Genomic DNA, 22403 nt, shown 5'->3' with positions numbered 1-22403 from the left:
CCCCATGCATACCTCAGGGCTCACCGCCTGTCAAGGCGTTTCCCGCCCGGGCGAGGCGCACGATCTCCGCGGCCGTTGCCTCCGCTCCGAGCTCGCCCGCGTCGAGCCACCGCGCCGTGGGCAGCGATCGGAACCACGTGAGCTGACGCTTCGCGTATCGTCTCGTGCTCGTCTTGATCCGCTCGACCGCCTCCGCGAGCGCGTCACCGCCGCGCTCGCCCAACTCGAGGAGCTCGCGGTATCCGACGGCGCTTGCCGCCGGCATGCCCGGGAGGAGTCTCCCCGCGGCGCGGAGCGACGCGACCTCCCGGGGAAACCCCGCCCGCATCATCGCGTCCACCCTGCGCCCGATGCGCTCGCGCAGCGGCAGGCGCGCCATGGTGAGGACGACGTAGAGCGGCTCGTACGCGGGAACCCTGCGGGGACCGGCGTGCCATTCCGAGAGCGTTCTCGCCGTGGTCCGGAAGAGCTCGAGGGCTCGCACGACCCGGCCCCCGTCGCGCCGGTGGATCCTCGCGGCGGCCCTGGGGTCCGCGCGTTCCAGCTCCTCGTGGAGCGCCTCGGGCCCCACGTCCGCCAGCCGTCGCTCGAGCTCGGCGCGGACCGACTCGTCGCGCGGCGGCGCCTCGAAGAGCCCCTCGAAGAGCGACGCCAGGTAGAATCCCGTCCCGCCGACCACGATGGGCGTGACGCCCTCGCGGAGCAGTCGCGAGATGGCCGCCTCCGCGTCCGCCGCGAAGCGCGCCGCGTCGTACCGCTCGCAGGGCTCCACGATGTCGATGAGGTGGTGGCGGACCTGCGCCTGCTCCTCGCGTGTCGGCTTCGCCGTGCCGATGTCCATCCCGCGGTACACCTGGCGCGAGTCCGCCGACACGATCTCGCCGCCGAGCGTGCGCGCCACCGCGATCGCGACGCCGGTCTTTCCCACCGCCGTCGGCCCGACGACGGTGAGCACCGCCCCGCGGCGCGACGCCTCGCGCGCCGGCCGCTCCGCGCACCGCGGCTCGACCTCGGGCTCCGCGACCGCCGTCGTCCCGGCGCTCATGTTCGCCCGAACCTCCTGTCGAACTCGGCGAGCGTGATCCGCATGAAGGTCGGTCTTCCGTGCGGACAGGCCTGCGGCAGCGCCGTCGCGAAGAGCTGGTCCACGAGCGCGCGCATCTCGTCCGGCTTCATCGGGTCGCCGGCCTTGATCGCCGCCTTGCAGGCCATCGTCCTCGCGATGCTCTCGACGATGTCCCTCACGGCGCTCGTGCCGCCCGGCAGGTCGGCGAGGATGTCGTGGAGGATGCGGTCGTGCGGCCACCGCGGGAACGCGCCCGGCGCGGCCTCGAGGAGCACGGTGCGCCCGCTCATCGGGCGCGTTGCGAACCCCAGCCGCTCGAGGAGCGGGCGGGCGCCTTCGTAGCTCTGCCACTCCCCCGGCGAGAGCTCGACGACGACCGGGAACAGAAGCTGCTGGCTCGGTCCGCTCTCGGCCGTGCCGGACAGCCTGCGAAGGGCCTCTTCGTAGATGACGCGCTCGTGCGCCGCGTGCTGGTCGATCACGAGCACGCCCTCGCGCGTCTGCACGAACACGTACTGCCCGTGGAGCTGCCAGAACTTCGCGTCCTGCGGGCCCTCGGCGGCCTCTCTGGGGAGCTCCTCCCCGGCGTCCGCGCGTCCCGTCCCGCCCGGCGGCGCCCCCCACGGCGCCATCGACTCGGCCGCCGCGAGCGGAAGCTCACCCGCCGTCGCGGCGCCTCCCGCCGGTTGCCCCGCCCGGACCTCGGCGCCGTCGCCCCACGGGCGGCCGGCCGCCGGCGCCGCCTGGACGCCGAGGAGCGCCTCGCGCACGGCGCGCTCCACGAGCGCGAAGACGGCGCGCGAGTCTCCGAACCTCACCTCGCGCTTCGTCGGGTGCACGTTGACGTCGAGGGCGTCCCCCGCGACGTCGATCAGGAGGAACACGACGGGGTGCCGGTCGCGCGGCAGGAGCTCGCCGTACGCCGACCGGATCGCGGCGGCGAGGAGCCTGCTCCTCACGGGGCGGCGGTTGACCGCCGTGAGCTGCTCGCTCGGGCGCGGCCGCGCGATCGAGGGCCGTCCGACGAGGCCGCGCACGGCGCAGAGGCCCTCCTCGGCGACGACCGGGACCAGCGCGCCCGCGACCGACGCGCCCACGAGGCCGGCGACGCGCTCGGAGAGGTCCTCGGACGGCAGGAGCTCGAGGGCCGCCCTTCCGTCCACCGCGACGTCGAAGCGCACCTCCGGGTACGTCACGGCGTACTCGCCCACGAGGTCCAGGACCCGCGCGGTCTCGCTGCGGTCGCTGCGCAGGAACTTGCGTCGCGCCGGCGTGTTGAAGAAGAGCGACGAGACCTCAACCGTCGTCCCGCGGGCGCGGGCGGCGGGGCGGACGTCGCGGACCGCGCCTGCGACCAGCGAGACCTCCGTGCCCTCGGACGCGCCCTCCTCACAGGTGATGAGCCGCACCCGCGACACGGACGCGATGCTCGGAAGCGCCTCGCCCCGGAAGCCGAGCGTCGAGACGGCCGCGAGGTCGTGGGCTTCCGCGAGCTTGCTCGTGGCGAACCGCTCGAACGCGGCGACCGCGTCCTCCCTGCCCATGCCGCTGCCGTCGTCGGAGACGCGGACGAGGTCGCTCCCCCCGCCCTTCACCTCGATGGCGATCGCGCCCGCCCCCGCGTCCAGCGCGTTCTCCACGAGCTCCTTCACGACGGAGAACGGTCCCTCGATCACCTCGCCCGCGGCGATGCGGTTCGACACGGACTCCGAGAGGACCCTGATCCTAGCGCTCACCCTGCCCCCGCTTCTTGAGCTCGGCCAGCGTCGCGAGCGCGTCCATCGGCGTCATGCGGTCAATGTCGATCTCGGCGAGCCTCCGCTCGACCTCGGACGCCGGCGCCTCGAACAGCCCGAGCTGCGCCCCGCCCGACGAGAGCGGGCCGTGCTCGCCGCCCGCGAGGCGCGGGACGGCGTCCGGCGTGTACTGCGACGACTCGAGGTTCCTGAGGACCTCTTGCGCGCGCACCACGACCGACTCCGGCATGCCTGCAAGTCGGGCGACGTGGACGCCGTAGCTCTGGTCGGCGGCACCGGGGACGATCCTCCTCAGGAACACGACCGTCTCCCCCGTGTCCTGCACGAGGACGTTCATGTTCTTCACGCCGGGAAGCACGTCCGCAAGCTCCGTGAGCTCGTGGTAGTGCGTCGCGAACAGCGTGCGCGGGCGCGCGCCGGACGCGTCGTGCAGATGCTCGGTCACGGCCCACGCGATCGCGAGCCCGTCGAACGTGCTCGTTCCGCGCCCGACCTCGTCGAGGAGGACGAGGCTCCGCTCCGTCGCGTTCCGGAGGATGTTGGCCGTCTCGCTCATCTCCACGAGGAACGTGCTGCGGCCCCTCGCCAGCGCGTCGGTGGCGCCGATCCTCGTGAAGACCCTGTCGACGAGGCCGATGCGGGCGTCGGCCGCCGGGACGAACGACCCCATCTGGGCCATGATGGCGATGAGCGCCGTCTGCCGCAGGTACGTGGACTTGCCCGCCATGTTCGGGCCCGTGATGAGAAGGACCTGCCGGCCGGAGCGGTCGAGCGTGACGTCGTTCGGCACGAACCCGCCGGCCTCGAGCAGCCTCTCGACGACCGGGTGGCGTCCCTCCGAAACGACGATCGCGTCGCCGTCGTCCACGACCGGGCGCACGTAGCGGCCCTCGACGGCCGCCGACGCCAGGGAGAGAAGCGCGTCGATCTCCGCGAGCGCGTCCGAGGCCGCCCGGAGCTCCGCGGTGAACCCCGCGACGCGCTCCCGCGCGCCCGCGAAGAGCTCCTGCTCGAGGCGGAGCATGTCCTCCTCGGCGGTGAGGACGCTCGCCTCGCGCTCCTTGAGCTCGGGCGTGACGAAGCGGGCCCCGCTCACGAGCGTCTGTCTCGGCGCGTAGTCCGGCGGCACGAGATGCAGGGACGGGTTCGTGACCTCGATGTAGTAGCCGAAGACCCTGTTGTAGCCGACCTTGAGGTTCGGGATGCCGGTTCGCCCACGCTCGGCGGCCTGGAGCTTCGCGATCCAGCCCTTGCCGGAGCGCGCGATCTCCCGCAGCTCGTCGAGCCGTGCGTCGTGCCCGTCGCGGATGACCCCGCCCTCCCTCAGGCTCGGCGGCGGGTTGTCCACGATCGCGCCGGCGATGACGGCCGCGGCCGGGGCGAGGTCCGGGATCGCCGCGGCGCGCGCCGCGAGCGCGGCGGATCCGAACGCCGCGAGGCCGTCGCGGACGGCGGGAAGGAGCTCGATCGACCGCCTGAGCGCGGCGAGGTCGCGGGGTCCGGCGTGCCCGGAGCCGACGCGCCCCGTCACCCTCGCGACGTCGCAGAGCTCCCCCACGGTCTCGGCGAGCCCGCGCGCCACCGCGTGCCGCCCCACGAAGCTCTCGACGGCGGCGAGCCTGTCGGCGATGCGCGCCGCGTCCACGAGAGGATAGAGGATCCACTGCCTGAGAAGCCGCGCGCCCATCGGCGACGTCGTGCGGTCGAGCGCGCCGAGGAGCGTCGCTCCCGGCAGACCCTGCTCGAGCGGCTCGACGAGCTCGAGGTTCCGCTGCGTCGTCTCGTCGAGCACCATGTGGTCGGAACGGGCGATCCGCCGCACCGACGTGATCTGCCTGAGGTCGCGCCGCTTGAGGTCCTTGAGGTAGCGCAGGGCCGCGCCCGCCGCGCCGATCCCCTCGGTGAGACCCGCGAGGCCGAACGCGTCGAGGTTCGCCACCCCGAAGTGCTCCGCGAGCGTCTGCGCCGCCGGGCCGCGGCCGAACTCCCAGTCCGGCAGCCTCGTCACGACGACGCCGGGGATCTCGGAAAGGAGCGAGGCGAGCGGCGGTCCGTCCGCCCTGCCCTCCGGCACGAGGATCTCGGCGGCGTCGGCCCGCAGGACCTCGCGCCTGACCTCGTCCGGCGCGTGCTCCGAGACCGTGAACTCGCCCGTCGAGGGATCGAGCCTCGCGAAGCCGACGGTGGTTCCCCAGGGAAGGAGCGCGACGAGGCAGCTCGCCCTCTTCTCGCTCAGCATCGACGCCGACAGGACGGTGCCCGGCGTGATGACCTCCGTCACCTCGCGCCTGACGAGCCCCTTCGCCGCGCGCGGGTCCTCGACCTGGTCGCAGATGGCCACCTTGTGGCCCGCCGCGACGAGCCGCGCGAGGTAGGTCTCGAGCGCGTGATGCGGAACGCCGGCCAGCGGCACGGGGCGCGCGCTACCCTTGTCGCGCGTGGTGAGCGCAAGGCCGAGGACGCGCGACACGGTCTTCGCGTCCTCGAAGAAGGTCTCGTAGAAGTCGCCCATCCTGAAGAGCAGGACGGCGTCCCTGTGCTCCGCCTTGATGCGCGTGTACTGCCGCATCATCGGCGTGAGCTCCGTGGCCTCGTCGAGGGGCATCCGGTGCTTCCCGTCGGTGCGGTTGCGTCAGGGGGCCTGGGTCGCGGCCGTGCTGTCGGGGCTCTCCTCGGATCGCGGCGCGGTCTCCGCGAGGCCGCGCAGGCGCTCCTCGGCGAGGACGGCGTCGTACGTGCCCGGGAACTCCGCGACGATCGCGGCGAGCGAGACGGCCGCCCGGGCCGCGTCGCCCGCCTCCTCGTGGCTTCTCGCCGCGCCGGCGAGAGCCGCGAGCCTGGCATCGTGGTCCGGGTGGGCCCGCGCCGTCGCCTCGAACCGCTCGGCGGCCTCCTCCGCCGCCCCGCGCGCAAGCAGGGCGCGCCCGAGCCCGATCTCCACCCACGGCCGCAGTTCCTGCGGCAGGCCCTCCGTGTCCACCGCGGACCTGTACGCGTCCTCCGCGGCGGGCGCATCGCCTCCCGCGAGCAGAGAGGCCGCGCGCTTGAGCGCCGCCGCCCACCGGATGTCCCGCGGTCCCCCGAGGGCCGCATCGTACTCGCGCACCGCCTCGACGTACGATCCGCGGGCGTAGAGGTAGTCGCCTCGGAGAAGCCGCGCCTCGCCCGCCAGCCTCGCGTCTCTGGTTGCCGCGATGACCTCGCCGCACAGCTCGACCGACTCCTCCGGCGACGGCGACAGGCGCGCGATGGCCAGAAGGAGCGCCGGGTGCCTCGCTGCGACCCCGGACTCCAGCGTCCGCCTCAGGAGCGCCTCGGCGTCGTCCTGGCGGCCCTCGCTCTCGAGCCTTCGAGCCTCCTCGAGCGCGTCGTCCACGCTCGAGGCGACCGCGGGGCGCGGCGCCGCGATCGCGGCGAGCGACATCGCCACGAGGAGGAACACGCAGGACCTTCGCAGCCTCTCAGCAGCCATGGGTCCACGCCCCGCAGTGCTGGCAGCGCCAGGCAGCATCGGTCCACCGCTTCCCGCACGAGGCGCACTTGCGCGCGCCCCGCTCGTCCGACAGCCTCCGGACCAGCGCCACGGCCAGACGCGCGGCCTCCTCGTGCTGCCCGTTCCGCGCGAGCATCTCGAGAAGCTCGCGGTGCCCCGCCAGCGTCGCTCCCTCGTGCTTGACCGCCTCCTGCGCGACGCGGATGGCCTCGTCGAGCGCCCCCTTCCGCTCGTGCATGCGGGCGAGCCCGATGAGCGCGGGGGCGTTGGCCGGCGAGCGGGCCACGATGTCCTCGTACACGCGCATCATCCTGCCGAAGTCGCCGGCGTCGTAGTACGCCTTCTCCAGCCGGTCGAAGACGAGATCGGCGCACTCCGGCCTCTCGGAGACCAGCTTCAGCCAGTGGGCGATCGCGTTTCCCGCGTCACCCTCGTCGCGCGCGATGTCGCCCAGGTACGCGTGCGCCAGGACCGCCTCGGGCGACTCGTTGACGGCCGCCTGCAGCTCCGCCTTGGCGCGCGCCGCGTCGCCCTGCCTGAGCGAGAGGAGCGCCGTGTGCGCCCGGTAGACGCCGAGCGGCGGCTGCGCCGCGTCGGTCGCCGCCCTGAGGAGCTCCCGGTGGTCGTGCACCGCGCGGTCGAGCTCGCCCGTGTTCTCGTGGGCGTCGCGCGTCAGCCTGAGCGCCTCCGGGTCGCCCCGCTCGGACCTCGGCAGCGAGCGCAGGGTCTCCAGCACTTCGCCCCAGTTGCCCGACGCCGCCAGGTCGAGGGCGTAGCACCTCAGGATCTCGCTCTTCGTGGTCGGGGGCAGGCGCCGCTTGATGAGGAGCTCGCGGTGGATCTGTGTCGCCTGTCGGAGCTGGCCGCGCTCGCGAAGGAGGTTGCCGAGCTTCACGTAAGCGTCGACGTTGCGCGGATCGTCCCGCACGGCGGCGGCGAGGTGCCGCACGGCCGCGTCGCGGTCCCCCGCCACCATGGCGTCGATGCCGCGTCGGTAGGCCGCCGCGTCGGGCGGCGCGGCGCGCTCCCTGATCCTCCGTGACGTGACCGTCACCCAGACGAGGAAGAGGAGCAGCAGGAACGCCCCGAAGACGCCGTAGGCCATGCTCTCATCCCCCGTGCGCCGCTCTCGGGGCGCTAGCGTCCGTCGGAAGGAGGCTTCTCAGCGTCGATGCCGTCGAGCGAGATGTTGCGGAGGCCGGCGACCTCCTGCAGGAGGTCCGCGTTCTCCTGTCTGAGCTTCCTGATGGTGCGCCGGAACACGATCTCGTGCGACACGGTGGCGAGGAACCAGACCACCGCCCCCACGACGAACGCCTGGAAGAGGAGGAACATGAGGTGGACCTCGTGCGGGGGGCCGGAGTCAGTGAGCCTCACGTCAACCCACGTGGCGCCGTTCAGCGTGACGAAGTACGTCACGGCGATGAGGAAGACGAGGAACAGAAGCGTCTTCAGGATCCACACGGCGTTCACCTCCACTGAGAAGGACGTCCGCGAACGGATCCGGTCCGGTGCTCGGGCCGGGCCAAGCCTGCTGGCGCGGTGAGTCTAGCAGCGGCCCGCGCCGCGCCGCAAGGCGATTCTGCCCGCCGCGCGCGGGGGGGCGGACGCGCTCACGCGCGCCCGGGCACGATGTCGCCCCGCAGCGTCCACGCGGAGGACGCGGTCACGCGCACGCGCGCGAGCGCGCCGCGCAGCGACTCCGACCCCTCGAAGACCGCTCCCTTCCCCGATCCCGTCCGCCCGAAGAGGAGCCTCCCGTCCCGCTCGCTCGGTCCCTCGACGAGCACCTCCTGGACCGACCCGACGAGGGCCGCGTTCAGCTCCTCGCTCGTCCGCTTCTGGAGCCGGATCACCTGCTCGAGCCGCCGGACCTTCTCGGCCTCGGGGACGTCGTCGTCGAGCGCGGCGGCCGCGGTGCCGGGGCGCGGCGAGTAGCGGAACATGAAGGCGGAGTCGAACCGGACCTCGCGCATGAGCGAGAGCGTGGCCTCGAAGCGGTCGGGCGTCTCGCCCGGGAATCCCACGATGACGTCGGTCGTGATGGCCACGCCGGGCACGCGCTCGCGGATGCGGCGAACGAGCCGCAGGTAGTCTGCGCGCGTGTACCGTCTGTTCATGGCCGAGAGCGTCTCGTCCGAACCCGACTGCGCCGGAAGATGCACGTGTCGGCACACCGTCTCGCGCGATGCCAGGGCCTCGATGATGTCGTCCGACAGGTCCTTGGGGTGCGACGTCGCGAAGCGAAGCCGCGGGAGCCCGGGCACCTCGCTCACGCGCGCGAGGAGCTCCGCGAAGCCGACGTCGCCGTCGCGGTACGAGTTGACGTTCTGTCCCAGCAGCGTGACATCCCTTGCGCCGAGCGCGACGAGCGACTCGACCTCCGCGACGATCGCCTCGGCCGGCAGCGACCGCTCGCGTCCGCGGACGTGCGGCACGACGCAGTACGAGCAGAAGTTGTCGCAGCCGCGCATGACGGTGACGAAGTCGCGGAGGCGGGCCTCGGTGCGGGGCGCGCGGCGTGCCGGGACGGACGGGGCGTCCGGCGTGGTGTCGACGGTGCGCAGCCCCGCCGACGCGCGGCCGAGGGCCTCGGGCAGTTCGCCGTGGCGCTCGGTCCCCAGCACGAAGGCGACGCCGCGCACCTCGCGCAGAAGCTCCCCGCCCATGCGCTGCGCGACGCAGCCCACGACGCCGAGCACCGCCGACGGGCGCATGAGCCCCCGAAGATGCCGGAGCCGCCCGAGCACGCGCACCTCGGCTCGCTCCCGGACGGCGCAGGTGTTGACGATGACCGCGTCGGCGTCGGACGGACCCGCGGCCTTCGTGTGGCCCGCGGCCTCGAGGGTCGCGACGATCCCGGCCGAGTCGCACTCGTTCATCTGACATCCGTAGGTCTCGACGTAGAACCTCATGGGCGCTCCCCGAGGGCCGTGCCCCAGGTGAGAACCCCGTCCGCCCGGTCGACCCGCACCGCGACGATCCTCCCCGCGAGCGCCTGCTCGCCGCTGAACGTCAGGCGGACGTAGTTCGACGAGAGCCCCGAGACGAGGCCGGCGCCCGCGGCGCCCTCGACGAGCACATCGAGCGTCGACCCCACGAGGCTCCGTCTGAACTCCAGGGACTTCCTCCTGCCCACCTCGCGGAGCTCGCGGCTCCTCGCCCGCTTCACGGCCGGCGGCACGCGGCCGGTCCTTGCGGCGGCCTCCGTCCCGCTCCTCGGCGAGAAGGCGAAGACGTGGAGATAGGTGAACGGGAGGTCGCGGACCAGCGCGAGCGTGTCATCGAAGTCCCGGTCGGTCTCGCCGGGGAAGCCGACCATGACGTCCGCGCCGAGCCCGCAGGTCGCAGCGCGGTCCGTGACGCTCCGCACGGCGGCCACGTACCCCTCGCGCGTGTAGTCCCTTCCCATGGCCGCGAGCACGCCATCGGAGCCGCTCTGGAGCGGGACGTGAAGGTGCTTCGCAACGCGGTCCAGCGACGTGATGGCGCTGGCGAGCTCGGGCGTGAGCTCGCGCGGCTCGAGCGACCCCAGCCTCACGCGCTCGAGGCCCTCGACCGCGACGAGGGCTCTGAGGAGCTCGGTGAGGCCGCCGCCCGGCGAGCGGTACGCTCCGATGTGCACGCCCGTGAGGACGACCTCACGGTGCCCCGACGCCGCGAGGCGCTCGGCCTGCAGGACGACGTCGGCGAACGGGCGGCTCCGCTCCGGGCCGCGCGCGTCCGGGACCGCGCAGTACGCGCACCGTCGGTCGCAGCCGTCCTGGATCTTCACGAAGGCGCGCGAGTGTCCGCGGAACCTCCGGATGTCGAGTGCCTCGAAGGCGGCCGACGCCATCGGGCCCACGGCGACGCGGGGCGGCTTCCGCGCCGACAGGATCTCGCCGACGAGCGCGGCGACCCGCCCCTTGTCGCTGTTTCCCGCGACGAGGGCGACCTCGGGCATGGCGCCGAGCGCCTCCGCGTCCCGCTGCGCGTAGCAGCCCGTGGCCACGACCACGGCGCCGGGGTTGGCGCGGGCGGCCCTGCGGAGCATCTGCCGCGAGCGGGAGTCGCTGCGGGAGGTCACCGTGCAGGTGTTGACGATGTAGACGTCGGCGGGTTCAGAGAACGGCACGACCTGAAAGCCCGCGCTCTCCATGAGGTCCGCGAGCCCCTGGGTCTCGTACTGGTTGAGCTTGCAGCCGACCGTTGCGAGTCCGACCGTTGGCGCCTTCATGGTCCTGCGCGTCTGACGACGCAGGGGGACCCCGGCCGGAGTCCCCCCGCGATCAGTCACTCCCGGCCTTCCTGCCACGCCGCTCAGGCGCCCGCCTCGCGCGGGGCCCCGGCGTCTCCGCCCTCGGGCTCCGGCTGCCGGACCTCCGTCTCAGCGACCTCCGCGGCAGCCTCGAGCTCCGGCTCGGGTTCCGGCCTCGTGACCGACTCCTCCGCCCGCTCTTCCGCCGGCTCCTCCGGCGCCGCTTCGGCGTCCTCTGCGGCAGGCTCGCGCCCGGCCTCGTCCGCCTGCTCGCTCTGCGCCGCGACGAGCTCCGGACGGATGTCGTGCGCGGCCACGTACGCCGCGATCACGTCCTCCGGCTGCCTGTCCATGTACGACTTGACGGACAGCACGATCCTGCGGTTCTCGGGCGACACCTCGATGACCTCGACGGGCAGCGGGTCGCCCGGCGCGAACCTCAGCTCGACCCGGCTGATGTCCGGAAGCGCGAGGTGCGACATCGGGACGAAGCCCTCCACCTCGTCGGGGAGGTCAACGACGATGCCCGACTTGTGGATCCTGCTGACCTTGCCGTCCACGTGCGTGCCCACCGCGTACTGCTCGGCGAGCTTCGCCCACGGGTTCTCTTTGCACTGCTTGATGCCCAGCGAGATCCGGTGCCTCTCCTTGTCGATCGAGAGGACCATCACGTCGACCTTCTGGCCGCGGTGCAAGAGCTCGCTCGGGTGCTTGATCCTCTTGGTCCACGACATGTCCGAGATGTGCACGAGGCCGTCCATGCCCTCCTCGAGCTGGACGAACGCGCCGAAGTCCGTGAGGTTGCGGACGCGCCCTTCGATCCTCGTGCCCACCGGGTACTTCGTGTCGAGGTCCTGCCACGGGTCGCTCTCGGTCCGCTTGAGCGAGAGCGAGATCTTCTCCTCGCCCTTGTTCACCGACAGGACCTTGACCTCGACGATGTCGCCGATGCCCAGGATCTTCGACGGGTGCCGCACGTGCTGCGTCCAGGACATCTCCGAGATGTGGATGAGGCCCTCCACGCCCTCCTTGAGCTCCACGAACGCGCCGTAGTCGGTGATGGAGACGACCTTGCCGCGGACCCGCGAGTTCACGGAGAACTCGTCCTCCACGTTCTCCCACGGATACTGCGCCAGCTGCTTGAGACCGAGCGAGATCCGCTCCCTCTCGGGGTCGAACGACAGCACCTTGACAGTCAGCTCGTCGCTGATCGCCACGAGCTCGGATGGGTGCCGGATGCGTCCCCAGCTCATGTCCGTGATGTGGAGAAGGCCGTCGATGCCGCCCAGGTCCACGAACGCGCCGAAGTCCGTGATGTTCTTCACGATGCCCTGGCGGATCTGGCCGACCTGAAGCTCCTGAAGCAGCGTGGACTTCTTGCGCGTGCGCTCGTCCTCGAGGACGACGCGGCGCGACACCACGATGTTCCTTCTCCGCTTGTTGACCTTGAGGATCTTGAACTCGAGCCGCTGCCCGAGCAGCTCCTCGAGGTTGGGGATCCTGCGCAGGGCCACCTGCGAGCCCGGCAGGAACGCCTCGACGCCGAAGAGGTCGACCTTGAGACCGCCCTTGATCCGGCGCTTCGGGATGCCCTCGACGATCCGCTGCTCGTCGTGCGCTTCCTTGATCTTGTCCCACACCTGAAGGAAGTCGGCCTTCCTCTTCGAGATCCTGAGCTCGCCGTCCTGGTCCTCGGTGGCCTCGAGGAGCACGCTGATCTGGACCCCCGGCTTGAGCTCGCTCGGGTCGGGGAACTCCTCGAGCGGGATGCGTCCCTCGGACTTGAACCCGATGTCCACCATGACCTCGGAGTCCGTGACCGAAAGAACGGTGCCCTTCACGAGCTCGCCCTCGTCGATGGACCGGAGCGTGGTGTCGTACAGCTCCGCCATCTGCTCGTAGTCCTCGCGCGAGTACCCCAGTTCCTCGAGCTCGTCGTCCGTGAGCTTCGGCAGGGGCTTGGGCTCGGCGCTGCGCTTGCGGCCGCCCCGCTCCTCCGAATCGTCGTCATCGTCGTCGTCGTACGGGAGGCCGCCCCGGTCTCTCCCGATGCCCTTGTCGTCCAACATTCCGTGACACCTCTCCTCTCGGGAATCGTCTTCAGCGATGCGGCCCGCGCTGCGCGGACCTGGGTTTCACATGCTCTCCACTGCCAGGACCACCTCGTCGATGATCCACTGGGGCGTCGACGCGCCCCCGGTGATTCCCACCTCCTTCTTCCCCTCGAACCACGCGGGCTCGAGTTCGTCGGCTGTCTCTATGTGGTAGGCGTCCCGCCCCGCTTCCCTGCAGAGCTCCCAGAGGCGCCTGGTGTTCGCGCTGTCCTTCCCGCCCACGACCAGCATCACATCCACGTCGCGCGCCAGGTCGAGCGCGCTGCGCTGCCGTTCCGACGTCGCCCGGCAGATCGTGTTGAAGACCTTGAGCTCCTCGGTCCCGTCAAGGAGCCGCTCGACCACCGCCTTGAGGTGCCCGAGGGGCTGCGTCGTCTGACAGACCACGCCCACGCGCCCCGACGGCGGCGCGCCCTCGAGCCCGCGAGGCCCGTCCACGACCGTCGCCGGTCGCTCGAGGCTGCCCGTGATGGACAGGACCTCGGGATGGCGCTCCTCGCCCACCACGACGACCGCGTACCCCTCGCGCTCGAGCTGCGCGGCCCGCTCCTGCGCTTCCTTCACGAACGGGCAGGTCGCGTCCACGATGCGCAGGCCGCAACGGGACGCCTCCTCCAGGACGGCGCGCCCGAGTCCGTGGGACCGCACGACGAGCGTGGCGCCCGGCGCGAGGCCCGAGAGATCGCCGACGACCGAGAGCCCCTCCTCCTCGAGCTTCGCCACGACCTGCGGGTTGTGGATGATGGGCCCGAGCGTCACCACCGGACCGTCGCCCCTCCGGGCAGCCTCGAAGGCGATCTTGAGGGCCCTCTTGACCCCGAAGCAGAACCCGGCGCCCTGCGCCACGGTCACCTTCACGGCTCCTGCAGCTCCCTCCGAAGCTCTCCGATCGCGGCCATGATGCGGTTCGTGAGCGCTTCGTACTCCGCGCGCGAGCCTGCGCCGGCCTCGATCGCGCCGCCGAACGCCACCCGCACGCGTCGCCGGCGGAGGAAGGCGCGCCCCAGCTCGTTCGACCCGGCGACGGCGGCGGGCACCACGACGGCCCCCCCCGCGCTCGCCATGTACGCCGCGCCGTGCCTCGCCTCGCCGACCTCTCCGCTCCTGCTGCGCGTCCCCTCCGGGAACACCAGGAGCGCGTCGCCCCGCCTGAGGATGCCGATGGCGAGCGAGAGCGCCCTCCGGTCGAGCCCGCCGCGCCTGACGGGCAGCGCGTTGTAGGCCCTGATGAGCCGGCCGAAGACGCGGTTCCGGAAGAGCCCGTCCTTGGCCAGGAAGTGGAGCTCCCTCCGGCAGGCCAGGCCGACGAGGACCGGGTCCCAGTTCGAGATGTGGTTGCACGCGACGAGCACGGGCCCGCTCGCGGGCATCCGGTCCGCTCCGCGGCCTCTCACGCCCCACACGAGCCAGACGAGGGTCCGGAGCGCGAGCCACCCGATCCGGTAGTGCGGTCTCACGCGCTTCCATCCCCGCGCGGGCGTCCCGCCATGCGCTGCCGCGCGATCCGCGCGACCGCCTCGACCTGCTGCTCGATCGACAGGCCGGTCGTGTCGATCTCGACCGCGCCCTGTGCCCTCCTGAGCGGGCTGTCCTCGCGGCTCGAGTCGCGTCGGTCGCGCTCGGCGATCTCGGACTCGACCGCCGCGAGGTCCCCCGGTGTGCCCCGCGCCGCGAGGTCGGCCACCCTCCGTCTGGCGCGCTCGGCGAGCGACGCCGTGAGGAAGACCTTGAGGTCCGCGTCCGGGAAGACGACCGTCCCGATGTCCCTTCCCTCGACCACGCAGTCCGCGGCGGCCGCGAAGGCACGCTGCTGCCTGACCAGCGCGCGCCGCACCGCGGGCACCGCGGACATGATCGAGGACGCCTCGGACACCTCGGGCGCCCTGATGGCGTCCGTGACGTCCTCGCCGTCGAGAAGCACCGGCCCGCGCCCGGCCGCGGAGAGCTCGATGACCGCGCCCTCGGCCGCCTTCGCCAGCGCTGCGTGGTCGTCCATGGGAACGCGCAGGCGCAGCGCGCGGAGCGCCGCGGCGCGGTACATCGCGCCGCTGTCCAGATAGACGAATCCCAGCCGGTCGGCCACGAGCTTCGCCGTCGTGCTCTTGCCCGAGGCTGCCGGCCCGTCGATCGCGATGATCAGGCTTGTTGCCCTCGTCCAGCGACTCAGGATGGGTTAAGAGGTCGGTCCAGTTGGTGTCTTGCCTCTTCACGCCACGCGACGGATTATAGCGGAGAGCGGTCGGGCGGGCAAGGTGTTTCCCGTGGGGCGGCCAGGCCCACGGCCTGCCGGAGCGCCCCGAGCTCCGCGGTCGTGAGAGGGCGCCACTGCCCCGACGGAAGATCGCCGAGGGCGAGCGGTCCGAGGCGGATCCGTACGAGCCGCGTGACCCGATGGCCCACCGCTTCGAACATCCTCCGGACCTGCCGCTTTCTCCCCTCGTGGATGGTGGTCTCCGCGGCCGTCACGTTCCCGCTCGTCGAGAGCACCCTGACGACCGCGGGCGCCGTCGTCCTGCCGTCGAGCTCGACGCCGGCCTCGAGCGTCCGTCGGCCGCCCTCGGAGAGGACGCCGAGGGCCTCGACTCGGTACACCTTGTCCAGCTCGAACGAGGGGTGCGCGACGCGGTGCGCGAGCTCTCCGTCGTCGGTCAGGAGCAGGAGCCCCTCGGTGGCCGCGTCGAGGCGGCCGACCGGCACGACGCGCGCGCCCGCGCCGGACACCAGCTCGGCCGCGGTCCTGCGGCCCTGCGGGTCGGACATCGTCACCACGAACCCGGGCGGCTTGTTCAGCAGGACGTACGTGAACGAGGCGGGAAGCGCGACGGGCCTTCCGTCGAGGGCGACCGAGTCCCGGTCCGGGTCCACGCCGGTCCCGAGCCGCGCGACGGTCTCCCCGTTCACCGTGACCCGCCCCGCCGCGATGAGCGTGTCGGCCTGCCGTCGCGAGGCGAGCCCCGCCTGCGCGAGGAACCGGTTAAGTCTCATCGGGCGGAACGATGATGCTGCGGTCGGCCACGGCGTGGTCGTCCGCGCCCGCGGGCACGGGCGCGAGCGCGTGCTCGGCGACGGGCTCCGCGGCGTCATCCACGTCGCCTTCCGTCTCCGGGGCCGGCGTCCCTCCGTCCTCCCCGCCGACCTCGGCGAGCGACTCGCTCGCCGCCAGCGTGGCCTCGAGGTCCTCGGGTTTGAGGCCGAGCACCTCGGCGAACTCCTGGAGGCGCGGGAGGTCCGTGATGGCGTTGAGCCCGAAGTACCGCAGGAACTCCTTCGTCGTCCGGTACATGAGCGCGCGCCCCATGCCGGGCGCGCGGCCGGCGATCGTGACGAGGTTCCTCTTGAGCAGCGTCGCGAGCACGCCGCTCGAGTCCACGCCGCGCACGGTCTCGATCTCGGTCCTGACGATGGGCTGCTTGTACGCCACGATGGCGAGCGTTTCGAGCGCGGCCTGGCTGAGCTTCGCCGGGATCCTCCCCTTCTGGAGCTCGCGGACCCACCGTCCGTAGTCGGGGCGGCAGTAGAGCTGCCAGCCGCCCGCGATCTCCGTCACGGTGAACGCGTGGCCGTCGCGGTCGTACTCGTCGCGAAGCGACGCCAGGGCCTCCCTGATGCCGGCTCGGTCCGCATCGGGCACGATCTCGGCCACGCGGTCGACGGGGACCGGCGCGTCCGCCGCGACGAGAAGGGCCTCCACGATGCGTCTGAGGTCAGGGCCGGTCACGCCGCACCTCCTTCGGTCCCTGGGGACACCATGATCTCGCCGAAGGCCCTGTCCTGCGCGACGGCCACGGCGCCGAGCCTGATGAGCTCGAGGAGCGCGATGAACGTCGTCACGATCTGGACCCGCGTCGGGCTGTCCTCGAACAGGCTCGCGAACGTGACGCCGCCCCGCTCGCGCACGGTCGCCCGGATCCGCTCCATCTGCTCCTCGACCGTCACGCGCTCGACGTCCACGCGGTGGACGTCGATCCTCTGCGGGATGCGCGACAGCACCTCCCTGAGCGCGTCCACGAGATCGAAGAGCGTGACGTCCCGCAGGAACTCCTCGGTCTCGAGGCCCTCGTCCGTCAGGTCGGCGTACGCCTTCGGGTCGGACCCACGCGCGAAGTGCTCGCGCCGCTCCTCCTCGCTGCGCGACAGCGAGAGCGCTGCCTCCTTGAACTTCCGGTACTCGACGAGCTTCCTGACCAGCTGCTCGCGCGGGTCCTCCTCCGCCTCGCCCTCCTCGATCGGCGCGGGCAAGAGCATCTGAGCCTTGATGCGGATCAGCGTGGCCGCCATCTCGAGGAAGTCGCCGGCGAGCGACAGGTCCAGCGACTCCATGAACGAGATGTACTCGAGGTACTGGGCCGTGATCTGCGCGATGGGGATGTCGCAGATGCTGACGCGGTTCTCGTGGATGAGGTGGAGGAGCAGGTCCAGTGGCCCTTCGAACGCGGACAGGCGCACCTCGTAGGAGCACCGGCCGACGCCCGGCCACTCGGATTCGCCGCCGTCCCGCCGCGGGGCGCCGCTCTCCGACGCGCTCTCGCCGCCGGGCCCCGGGGACGCCTCCTGGAGCGTGGCGTGCGCGCAGACTGCGTCTTCAGGCTCTCTCAGCATGCGTCCTCACGGGCGTCTCGCACCGGCTCTGGAGCCGGCGACCCTAACAAGCCTTGTTGCCCGTGTCAAGGTTGCGGGCGACCTCGCGCGCGAGGGACTCCTCTCCGGCGCGGCCGCGCGCGAGGCCGTCGAGCTTCGCATCGAGCACCGCGGACAGCACGCGCCCGACGGCCGGCCCCGGTGCGACCCCCATCGCGATGACGTCGCTTCCGGAGAGCTCGGCGCGCACGTGTCTGATGTCCTCCACGAACAGCCGGATGCGCGCCGCCGCGACGCTCCCCGGACGCCGCGCGACGCCGAGGACGAGCGCGTCGGGACCGAACCCGTCGAGGAGCCGTCGCACCTCGCTCCGCCGCATCTCGTCCGCCGCTCCGAGGCGGCCGCCGGAGAACCCGTCAAGCTCGTCCGCCTGCCGCGCGGCGTCTCGAAGCCGGCGCGGCGCCGCGAGCCTGTCGAGGACGCGCCCGCGCCGCTCGCGCGGCGCCGCGTCGAGGAGGGCCGCGAAGAAGGCGACCCACGGCTCCGCGTCCGGGGCGAGCGCCGGTCCCGACTCGGGGTGCAGCATCCGCGCGAGCTCGGCGAAGACGGGCTCCGACGGCGCGCCCGTCCACGCCTCGTCGATGCCGGCGAGGATGCCCCACGCCGACAGCCTCTCCGCGGCGGGCCACGGCGCCGGCTCCCTCAGGATGAGGACGATCTCGTTGAGAAGTCTCTCCCCCGTCACCGTGGCGAGGCATCCGTCGCGGACGGCGCGTTCGAGCAGCCGGCGCGTGCCGTCCTCGAGCCGGAACCCGTAGCGCGCCGACAGTCTGACGGCGCGCAGTGTCCGCGTCGGGTCGTCCTCGAAGCTCCTGCCGGTGAGCACGCGGAGGACCCCACGTTCGAGGTCGGCCAGTCCGCCGAAGCGGTCGATGAGCCTCCCGAAGTCGCCCTCGTTGATGGCGACGGCCAGCGAGTTCAGCGTGAAGTCGCGGCGCAGCAGGTCGTCGTCCATCGTCCCGCCCGAGACGGTCGGAAGCGCGCCCGGTCGCTCGTACACCTCGCTCCGCGCCGTCGCGAGGTCCACCTTGACGCCTCCCGGAAGCGCGAGGAGCGCCGTGCCGAACCGCGTCACCGCCTTCACCTCACCGCCGAGAGCGCCTGCCGCGGCGCGGCCGAAGTCCACCGCCGGCTCCGTGACGACGATGTCGAGGTCGCCGGTCGGGACGCCGAGGAGAAGGTCCCGGACCACGCCCCCGACGACGAGCGCCGCGGCGCCCCTCTCGTCGGCGACGCGCCCGAGGTCGCGGAGCACGCGGACCGTCTCCGCGGGCATCCGCGACTCCATGACGGTCGTCAGGTTCCGTTCGGGCATGGTCGTCCCGGTCCAGGTCTCCCCGGGCGGCGCGAAGGCGCTCGGCGCGGGGCGCGCATCAGGCCCTTGGGTGGAAGCTCCGGTGCACTTCCTTCAGGTACTCGCGGTCCACCGTGGTGTAGATCTGCGTCGTCGAGATGTCCGAGTGCCCCAGCATCTGCTGCACGACGCGGAGGTCTGCGCCGCCCTCGAGGAGGTGCGTCGCGAACGAGTGCCTGAGCGTGTGGGGCTTCACGCGCTCGCGGATGCCGGCCGCCCGCACGTGCCGCTGGAGGATCTTCCAGAAGCCCATCCTCGTGAGCCGGCCACCGCGGGCGTTCAGGAAGACGGTGTCGGACTGGACCGCCCGCGCGAGCAGCGGGCGCGCCGTCTTCCGGTATCGCGTCACCCACGCGACGGCCTCGCCGCCGAGCGGGACCACGCGCTCCTTGGAGCCCTTCCCGAGGCAACGGACGTAGCCCTCGTCGAGGAAGAGGTTCGAGAACTCGAGGGAGACGAGCTCGCTCACGCGGAGTCCCGCCCCGTAGGCGACCTCGAGGAGGGCGCGGTCGCGCACGCCGCGCGGCCCGGACGTGTCCACCGCCGCGAGGAGCGCCTCGATCTCGGGCACCGAGAGAACGTCGGGCAGCCTCCGCGCGGACCTCGGCCCGACGACCCGCACGGTCGGGTCGGAGCCGGCGACGCCCGAGAACGCAAGGTAGCGATGAAACGTCCTGAGGCACGACAGGAGCCTCGAGACGCTGTGCGGGGAGTGCCGCTCCAGCCTGCGTCGCGCGTACCGACGGACGTGCTCCTCGGTCACGGCGCCCGGCCCGCTGACCCCGAGCGCCTCGAGGAACGCGGCGTAGCCTTCGAGGTCCGCGCGGTAGGCCGCGACCGTGTTCGGCGAGAGGCCGCGTTCGACCTCGGCGTGCTCGAGGAAGTCGTCGATGGCGTCGCGCAGCGGCGACGCGGCCCGCGCGGCGCTAGCGCCCGTCCTCGCCACGGCCATCCTCCGACTCGAGGAGGAAGCGGATCCGCTCCCGGACCTCGCGCTCCGTCTCAGCGAACTCGAGGCCGAGCTGCCCGTTCTCGATGTCGATGAGGCGCCGCTTCATGTCGGGGCCCCCGCCGGAGTACCCGCCGAGCGACCCGTCGCTCTCGACCACGCGGTGGCAGGGCACGACGATGGGCAGCGGATTGCGCGCGAGGACCTGTCCGACGGCCCGGGCGGCCTTCGGCGAGCCCGCCTCGCGCGCCACCCACTTGTACGAACGGAGCGCGCCGAAGGGGATGCGCCGCACCGTCTCGATGACCCTCGCGGCGAAGGGCGTCAGCTCGCCGGGATCGAGACGTCCCTCGAACGAGACCGGCTTGCCGCGGAGGAAGTCGCGGACCGCGTCGGCGACGCGCGCAAGACCGATCGCGTCCTCGACGGCGATCGCGCCCCGGCGCCGCGTGAGGGCGTCGAGGGCCGCGCGCACGTCGAGGTCCCTCCCGAACGCGACGGACCGAAGCCCGCGCGCGGTCCTCGTCACGAGCACGCGCCCGAGCTGCGTCGAGAACGCCGTGTACCGGAGGATCTCGGTCCGCGGCGAGGACGGCTCAGCCGTCGGCACGATCACGAGCCCGCGCCTCGCCGAGCGCCTCCCTGATCCTGCGCGCCGTTTCCGGCCCAATGCCAGGTACCTCCGCAAGCTCCCGCTCGCTCGCGCGGGCGACGCCTGCCGCGGACCCGAAGCGCGCGAGAAGCAGCTCCTTTCGCGCCCTCCCGACCCCGCGCACGCCGTCGAGCGACGACCGCCTCGTCTCCGCTTCCCTGAGCAAGCGATGGTAGCTCACACTGAAGCGGTGCGCTTCGTCGCGCGCCCTCTGCAGCAACCCTCTGGCCGCCGACCGGTCCGGGAACGCGACCGGCGCGGCGCGCCCGGGAACGAAGACCTCTTCCTCGCGCTTCGCGATGGCCGCAAGGGCGATGCCTCGCACGCCGGCCCCGGAGAGCGCCCGTGACGCGGCGGCAAGCTGCCCCTTTCCCCCGTCCACGAGGAGCAGGTCGGGCCGCTCGAGCCGCCCGGACGCCGCCCTTGCGAGATGCCGCGCGGCGACCTCGCGGATCATAGCACAGTCGTCCGCGCCTTTCACGGTCCGCGTCCGGTACCTGCGATAGAGCGAGCGGTCAGGCCGGCCGTCGCGGAGCGCGACGACCGTCCCCACCGCGAACTCGCCCCCGATGTTGGAGATGTCGACGGCGGCGATGAGCCGCGGGGGCCGCGAGAGGCCCAGGACCTCTCCCAGCTCGGTGACCGCCTTCGGGACCGCGGCCGACTCGTACACCCCGCGCAGGGCGTGCTCCGCGTTCTCCCGCGCGAAGGCCGTGAGAAGCCTCTTGCGGCCCCGCCGCGGGGAGGCCACGCGCACACGCCGGGCCGCGCGCCCCTCCAGCCACGCTCCGATCGTCTCGCCGTCTGCGAGGGGCCGCTCCACGAGCACCTCGGGCGGGATCTCGCGCGCGATGGCGTAGAACTGCTTGACGAACGCCTCGAGCGCCTCGTCGTCGCCCGTCTCCGGGCCGACGCTGAGCGGGCAGCTCTCGCACGCCACGAGCTTCCCGCGCCGCACCTTCACGACGGCGCCCACCGCGTGCGCGCCGCGCCGGGCGACGGCGAGCACGTCCCGATCGACGTCCTCCGCCGTGAGCGCCCGCTGTCCCTCGACGACCTTGGCGATGTCGCGGATCCGGTCGCGGAGCGCGGCGGCCTCCTCGAAGTTCCTCTCCCGCGCGGCCCCCGACATCTCCTCACCGAGGATCCGCAGCACCTCCTGTCCGCGCCCGTCGAGGAACAGGCAGAGATCGCGCACGACCGCCGCGTAGCGCTCCCTCGTCACGCCGCCGGCGCAGGGGCCGAGGCAGCGCCCGATCTGCGCGTTCAGGCACGGTCGCGGGCGGCGGCGGAACGTCGGGCACTGCCGCACGGGGAAGAGCCGCCGGATGAGCCTCAGCGTGCGGCGCATCGCCTTCGCGTCGGTGTACGGGCCGAAGTAGCGCGACCCGTCCTCCGGGACGACGCGGGTCACGTGCGCGCGGGGGAAGTCCTCCGAGGCGGTGACCTTGATGAACGGGTATCGCTTGTCGTCCTTGAGCCTGACGTTGTATCTCGGCCTGTGCTCCTTGATGAGGTTCGCCTCGAGCACGAGCGCCTCGGTCTCCGAGGCCGTCACGATGGTGTCCACGGCGGCCGTGCGCGAGCGGAGGATCGCGGTCTTGGGGTCGTCCACGCCCGGGCTGCCGGAGTACGCGCGGAGGCGGCTCCTGAGATTGCGGGCCTTGCCGACGTAGATCACGCGGCCGCGGGCGTCCTTGAGAAGGTAGACGCCCGGTCCCGTCGGGATCGCCGCCCGCGTCGTCTCCCGCTGTTCCCCCGCCGCCATGGAACCTCCCGTCGAACGCTCCGCGCGTCCGCCGCGTCTCCCGTGAAGCCTAGCCCCGGTGACGGCGCCCGTCAACCCGGCTTGACGGCTCCGCGTTGCGGGTGTATCCTCGCGGAGGCTGAATCATCCTGCCGGGACAAGGCCGCGCGTCCGTCCCGGGCCGTTCTTAAGACACCGGAGGTGTGCACGTGCCGCACAAGAAGTCGGCGAAGAAGAGACTGAGGCAGAGGGACAAGCTCACGGCTCACAACCGCGCCTGGAAGTCGAGGGTCTCCACGGCCATCAAGACGGCCCGCTCGGCCTCGGCCGAGGAGAAGGACCAGGCCGTGCGGAAGGCCGTGTCCGTGCTCGACAAGGCGGCCAAGGTCGGCG

At 72.5% G+C, this 22403-nt stretch carries 20 protein-coding genes; 1 reads left to right on the top strand and 19 read right to left on the bottom strand.

The annotated features are described in order from the left end of the window. Nucleotides 1-13: 13 nt before the first annotated feature. The 19 genes from miaA to uvrC all read right to left on the bottom strand — a co-directional run bounded on the left by miaA (nt 14) and on the right by uvrC (nt 22031). Nucleotides 14-1045: a tRNA (adenosine(37)-N6)-dimethylallyltransferase MiaA gene (gene miaA, locus FJY74_01675; GenBank protein MBM3307023.1), complete on the bottom strand. Its 1032-nt coding sequence runs from the start codon at nt 1043-1045 to the stop codon at nt 14-16. Beyond that, complete coding sequence (gene mutL / locus FJY74_01670) at nt 1042-2802, bottom strand: DNA mismatch repair endonuclease MutL (GenBank protein MBM3307022.1); 1761 nt, start codon at nt 2800-2802, stop codon at nt 1042-1044. Before mutL ends, miaA begins: the two co-directional genes overlap by 4 nt. Beyond that, nucleotides 2792-5428: a DNA mismatch repair protein MutS gene (gene mutS / locus FJY74_01665; protein MBM3307021.1), complete on the bottom strand. Its 2637-nt coding sequence runs from the start codon at nt 5426-5428 to the stop codon at nt 2792-2794. Before mutS ends, mutL begins: the two co-directional genes overlap by 11 nt. A gap of 27 nt (nt 5429-5455) precedes the next feature. Next, nucleotides 5456-6295 carry a hypothetical protein gene (locus tag FJY74_01660; protein MBM3307020.1) on the bottom strand — a complete coding sequence of 280 codons (840 nt, stop codon included), beginning with the start codon at nt 6293-6295 and terminating at the stop codon, nt 5456-5458. After that, entirely contained in the window at nt 6285-7421 is a 1137-nt protein-coding gene (locus tag FJY74_01655; protein ID MBM3307019.1) for a tetratricopeptide repeat protein, read from the bottom strand. Before FJY74_01655 ends, FJY74_01660 begins: the two co-directional genes overlap by 11 nt. A gap of 32 nt (nt 7422-7453) precedes the next feature. After that, entirely contained in the window at nt 7454-7780 is a 327-nt protein-coding gene (locus FJY74_01650) for a LapA family protein (GenBank protein MBM3307018.1), read from the bottom strand. A gap of 149 nt (nt 7781-7929) precedes the next feature. Further along, on the bottom strand, nt 7930-9231 hold the full coding sequence (gene miaB / locus FJY74_01645) for a tRNA (N6-isopentenyl adenosine(37)-C2)-methylthiotransferase MiaB (protein ID MBM3307017.1): 1302 nt from the start codon (nt 9229-9231) through the stop codon (nt 7930-7932). Further along, nucleotides 9228-10535, bottom strand: a complete 1308-nt coding sequence (gene mtaB / locus FJY74_01640) for a tRNA (N(6)-L-threonylcarbamoyladenosine(37)-C(2))-methylthiotransferase MtaB (GenBank protein MBM3307016.1) — start codon at nt 10533-10535, stop codon at nt 9228-9230. The genes miaB and mtaB overlap by 4 nt, the downstream gene beginning before the upstream one ends. Nucleotides 10536-10618: 83 nt before the next feature. Continuing rightward, entirely contained in the window at nt 10619-12625 is a 2007-nt protein-coding gene (locus FJY74_01635; GenBank protein MBM3307015.1) for a 30S ribosomal protein S1, read from the bottom strand. Between the two features lie 66 nt (nt 12626-12691). After that, nucleotides 12692-13528 carry a 4-hydroxy-3-methylbut-2-enyl diphosphate reductase gene (ispH, locus tag FJY74_01630; protein ID MBM3307014.1) on the bottom strand — a complete coding sequence of 279 codons (837 nt, stop codon included), beginning with the start codon at nt 13526-13528 and terminating at the stop codon, nt 12692-12694. Then, nucleotides 13525-14127: a 1-acyl-sn-glycerol-3-phosphate acyltransferase gene (locus tag FJY74_01625; GenBank protein MBM3307013.1), complete on the bottom strand. Its 603-nt coding sequence runs from the start codon at nt 14125-14127 to the stop codon at nt 13525-13527. The genes ispH and FJY74_01625 overlap by 4 nt, the downstream gene beginning before the upstream one ends. Next, nucleotides 14124-14810 carry a (d)CMP kinase gene (locus FJY74_01620; GenBank protein ID MBM3307012.1) on the bottom strand — a complete coding sequence of 229 codons (687 nt, stop codon included), beginning with the start codon at nt 14808-14810 and terminating at the stop codon, nt 14124-14126. The genes FJY74_01625 and FJY74_01620 overlap by 4 nt, the downstream gene beginning before the upstream one ends. An 83-nt stretch (nt 14811-14893) precedes the next feature. Next, nucleotides 14894-15655: an rRNA pseudouridine synthase gene (locus FJY74_01615; GenBank protein MBM3307011.1), complete on the bottom strand. Its 762-nt coding sequence runs from the start codon at nt 15653-15655 to the stop codon at nt 14894-14896. Beyond that, complete coding sequence (gene scpB, locus FJY74_01610; protein MBM3307010.1) at nt 15645-16388, bottom strand: SMC-Scp complex subunit ScpB; 744 nt, start codon at nt 16386-16388, stop codon at nt 15645-15647. The genes FJY74_01615 and scpB overlap by 11 nt, the downstream gene beginning before the upstream one ends. Then, on the bottom strand, nt 16385-17269 hold the full coding sequence (locus FJY74_01605; GenBank protein ID MBM3307009.1) for a segregation/condensation protein A: 885 nt from the start codon (nt 17267-17269) through the stop codon (nt 16385-16387). Before FJY74_01605 ends, scpB begins: the two co-directional genes overlap by 4 nt. A 43-nt stretch (nt 17270-17312) precedes the next feature. Beyond that, the gene (locus FJY74_01600; protein MBM3307008.1) at nt 17313-18623 is read right to left on the bottom strand and encodes a CCA tRNA nucleotidyltransferase; all 1311 of its coding nucleotides are present in this window, start codon (nt 18621-18623) and stop codon (nt 17313-17315) included. Between the two features lie 58 nt (nt 18624-18681). Continuing rightward, nucleotides 18682-19614, bottom strand: a complete 933-nt coding sequence (xerD, locus tag FJY74_01595) for a site-specific tyrosine recombinase XerD (GenBank protein MBM3307007.1) — start codon at nt 19612-19614, stop codon at nt 18682-18684. Continuing rightward, nucleotides 19589-20227: a methylated-DNA--[protein]-cysteine S-methyltransferase gene (locus FJY74_01590; protein MBM3307006.1), complete on the bottom strand. Its 639-nt coding sequence runs from the start codon at nt 20225-20227 to the stop codon at nt 19589-19591. Before FJY74_01590 ends, xerD begins: the two co-directional genes overlap by 26 nt. Next, nucleotides 20208-22031, bottom strand: a complete 1824-nt coding sequence (gene uvrC / locus FJY74_01585) for an excinuclease ABC subunit UvrC (protein MBM3307005.1) — start codon at nt 22029-22031, stop codon at nt 20208-20210. The genes FJY74_01590 and uvrC overlap by 20 nt, the downstream gene beginning before the upstream one ends. Nucleotides 22032-22219: 188 nt before the next feature. Here uvrC and FJY74_01580 point away from each other — a divergent pair. After that, a partial coding sequence (locus tag FJY74_01580) for a 30S ribosomal protein S20 (protein ID MBM3307004.1) occupies nt 22220-22403 on the top strand: 184 nt, incomplete at its 3' end.

This window comes from Candidatus Effluviviaceae Genus I sp. (assembly GCA_016867725.1).
Lineage (GTDB): Bacteria > Joyebacterota > Joyebacteria > Joyebacterales > Joyebacteraceae > VGIX01.
Note: the sequence above shows the minus strand (reverse complement) of the source record. Positions and strands in the feature narration are given on the sequence as shown.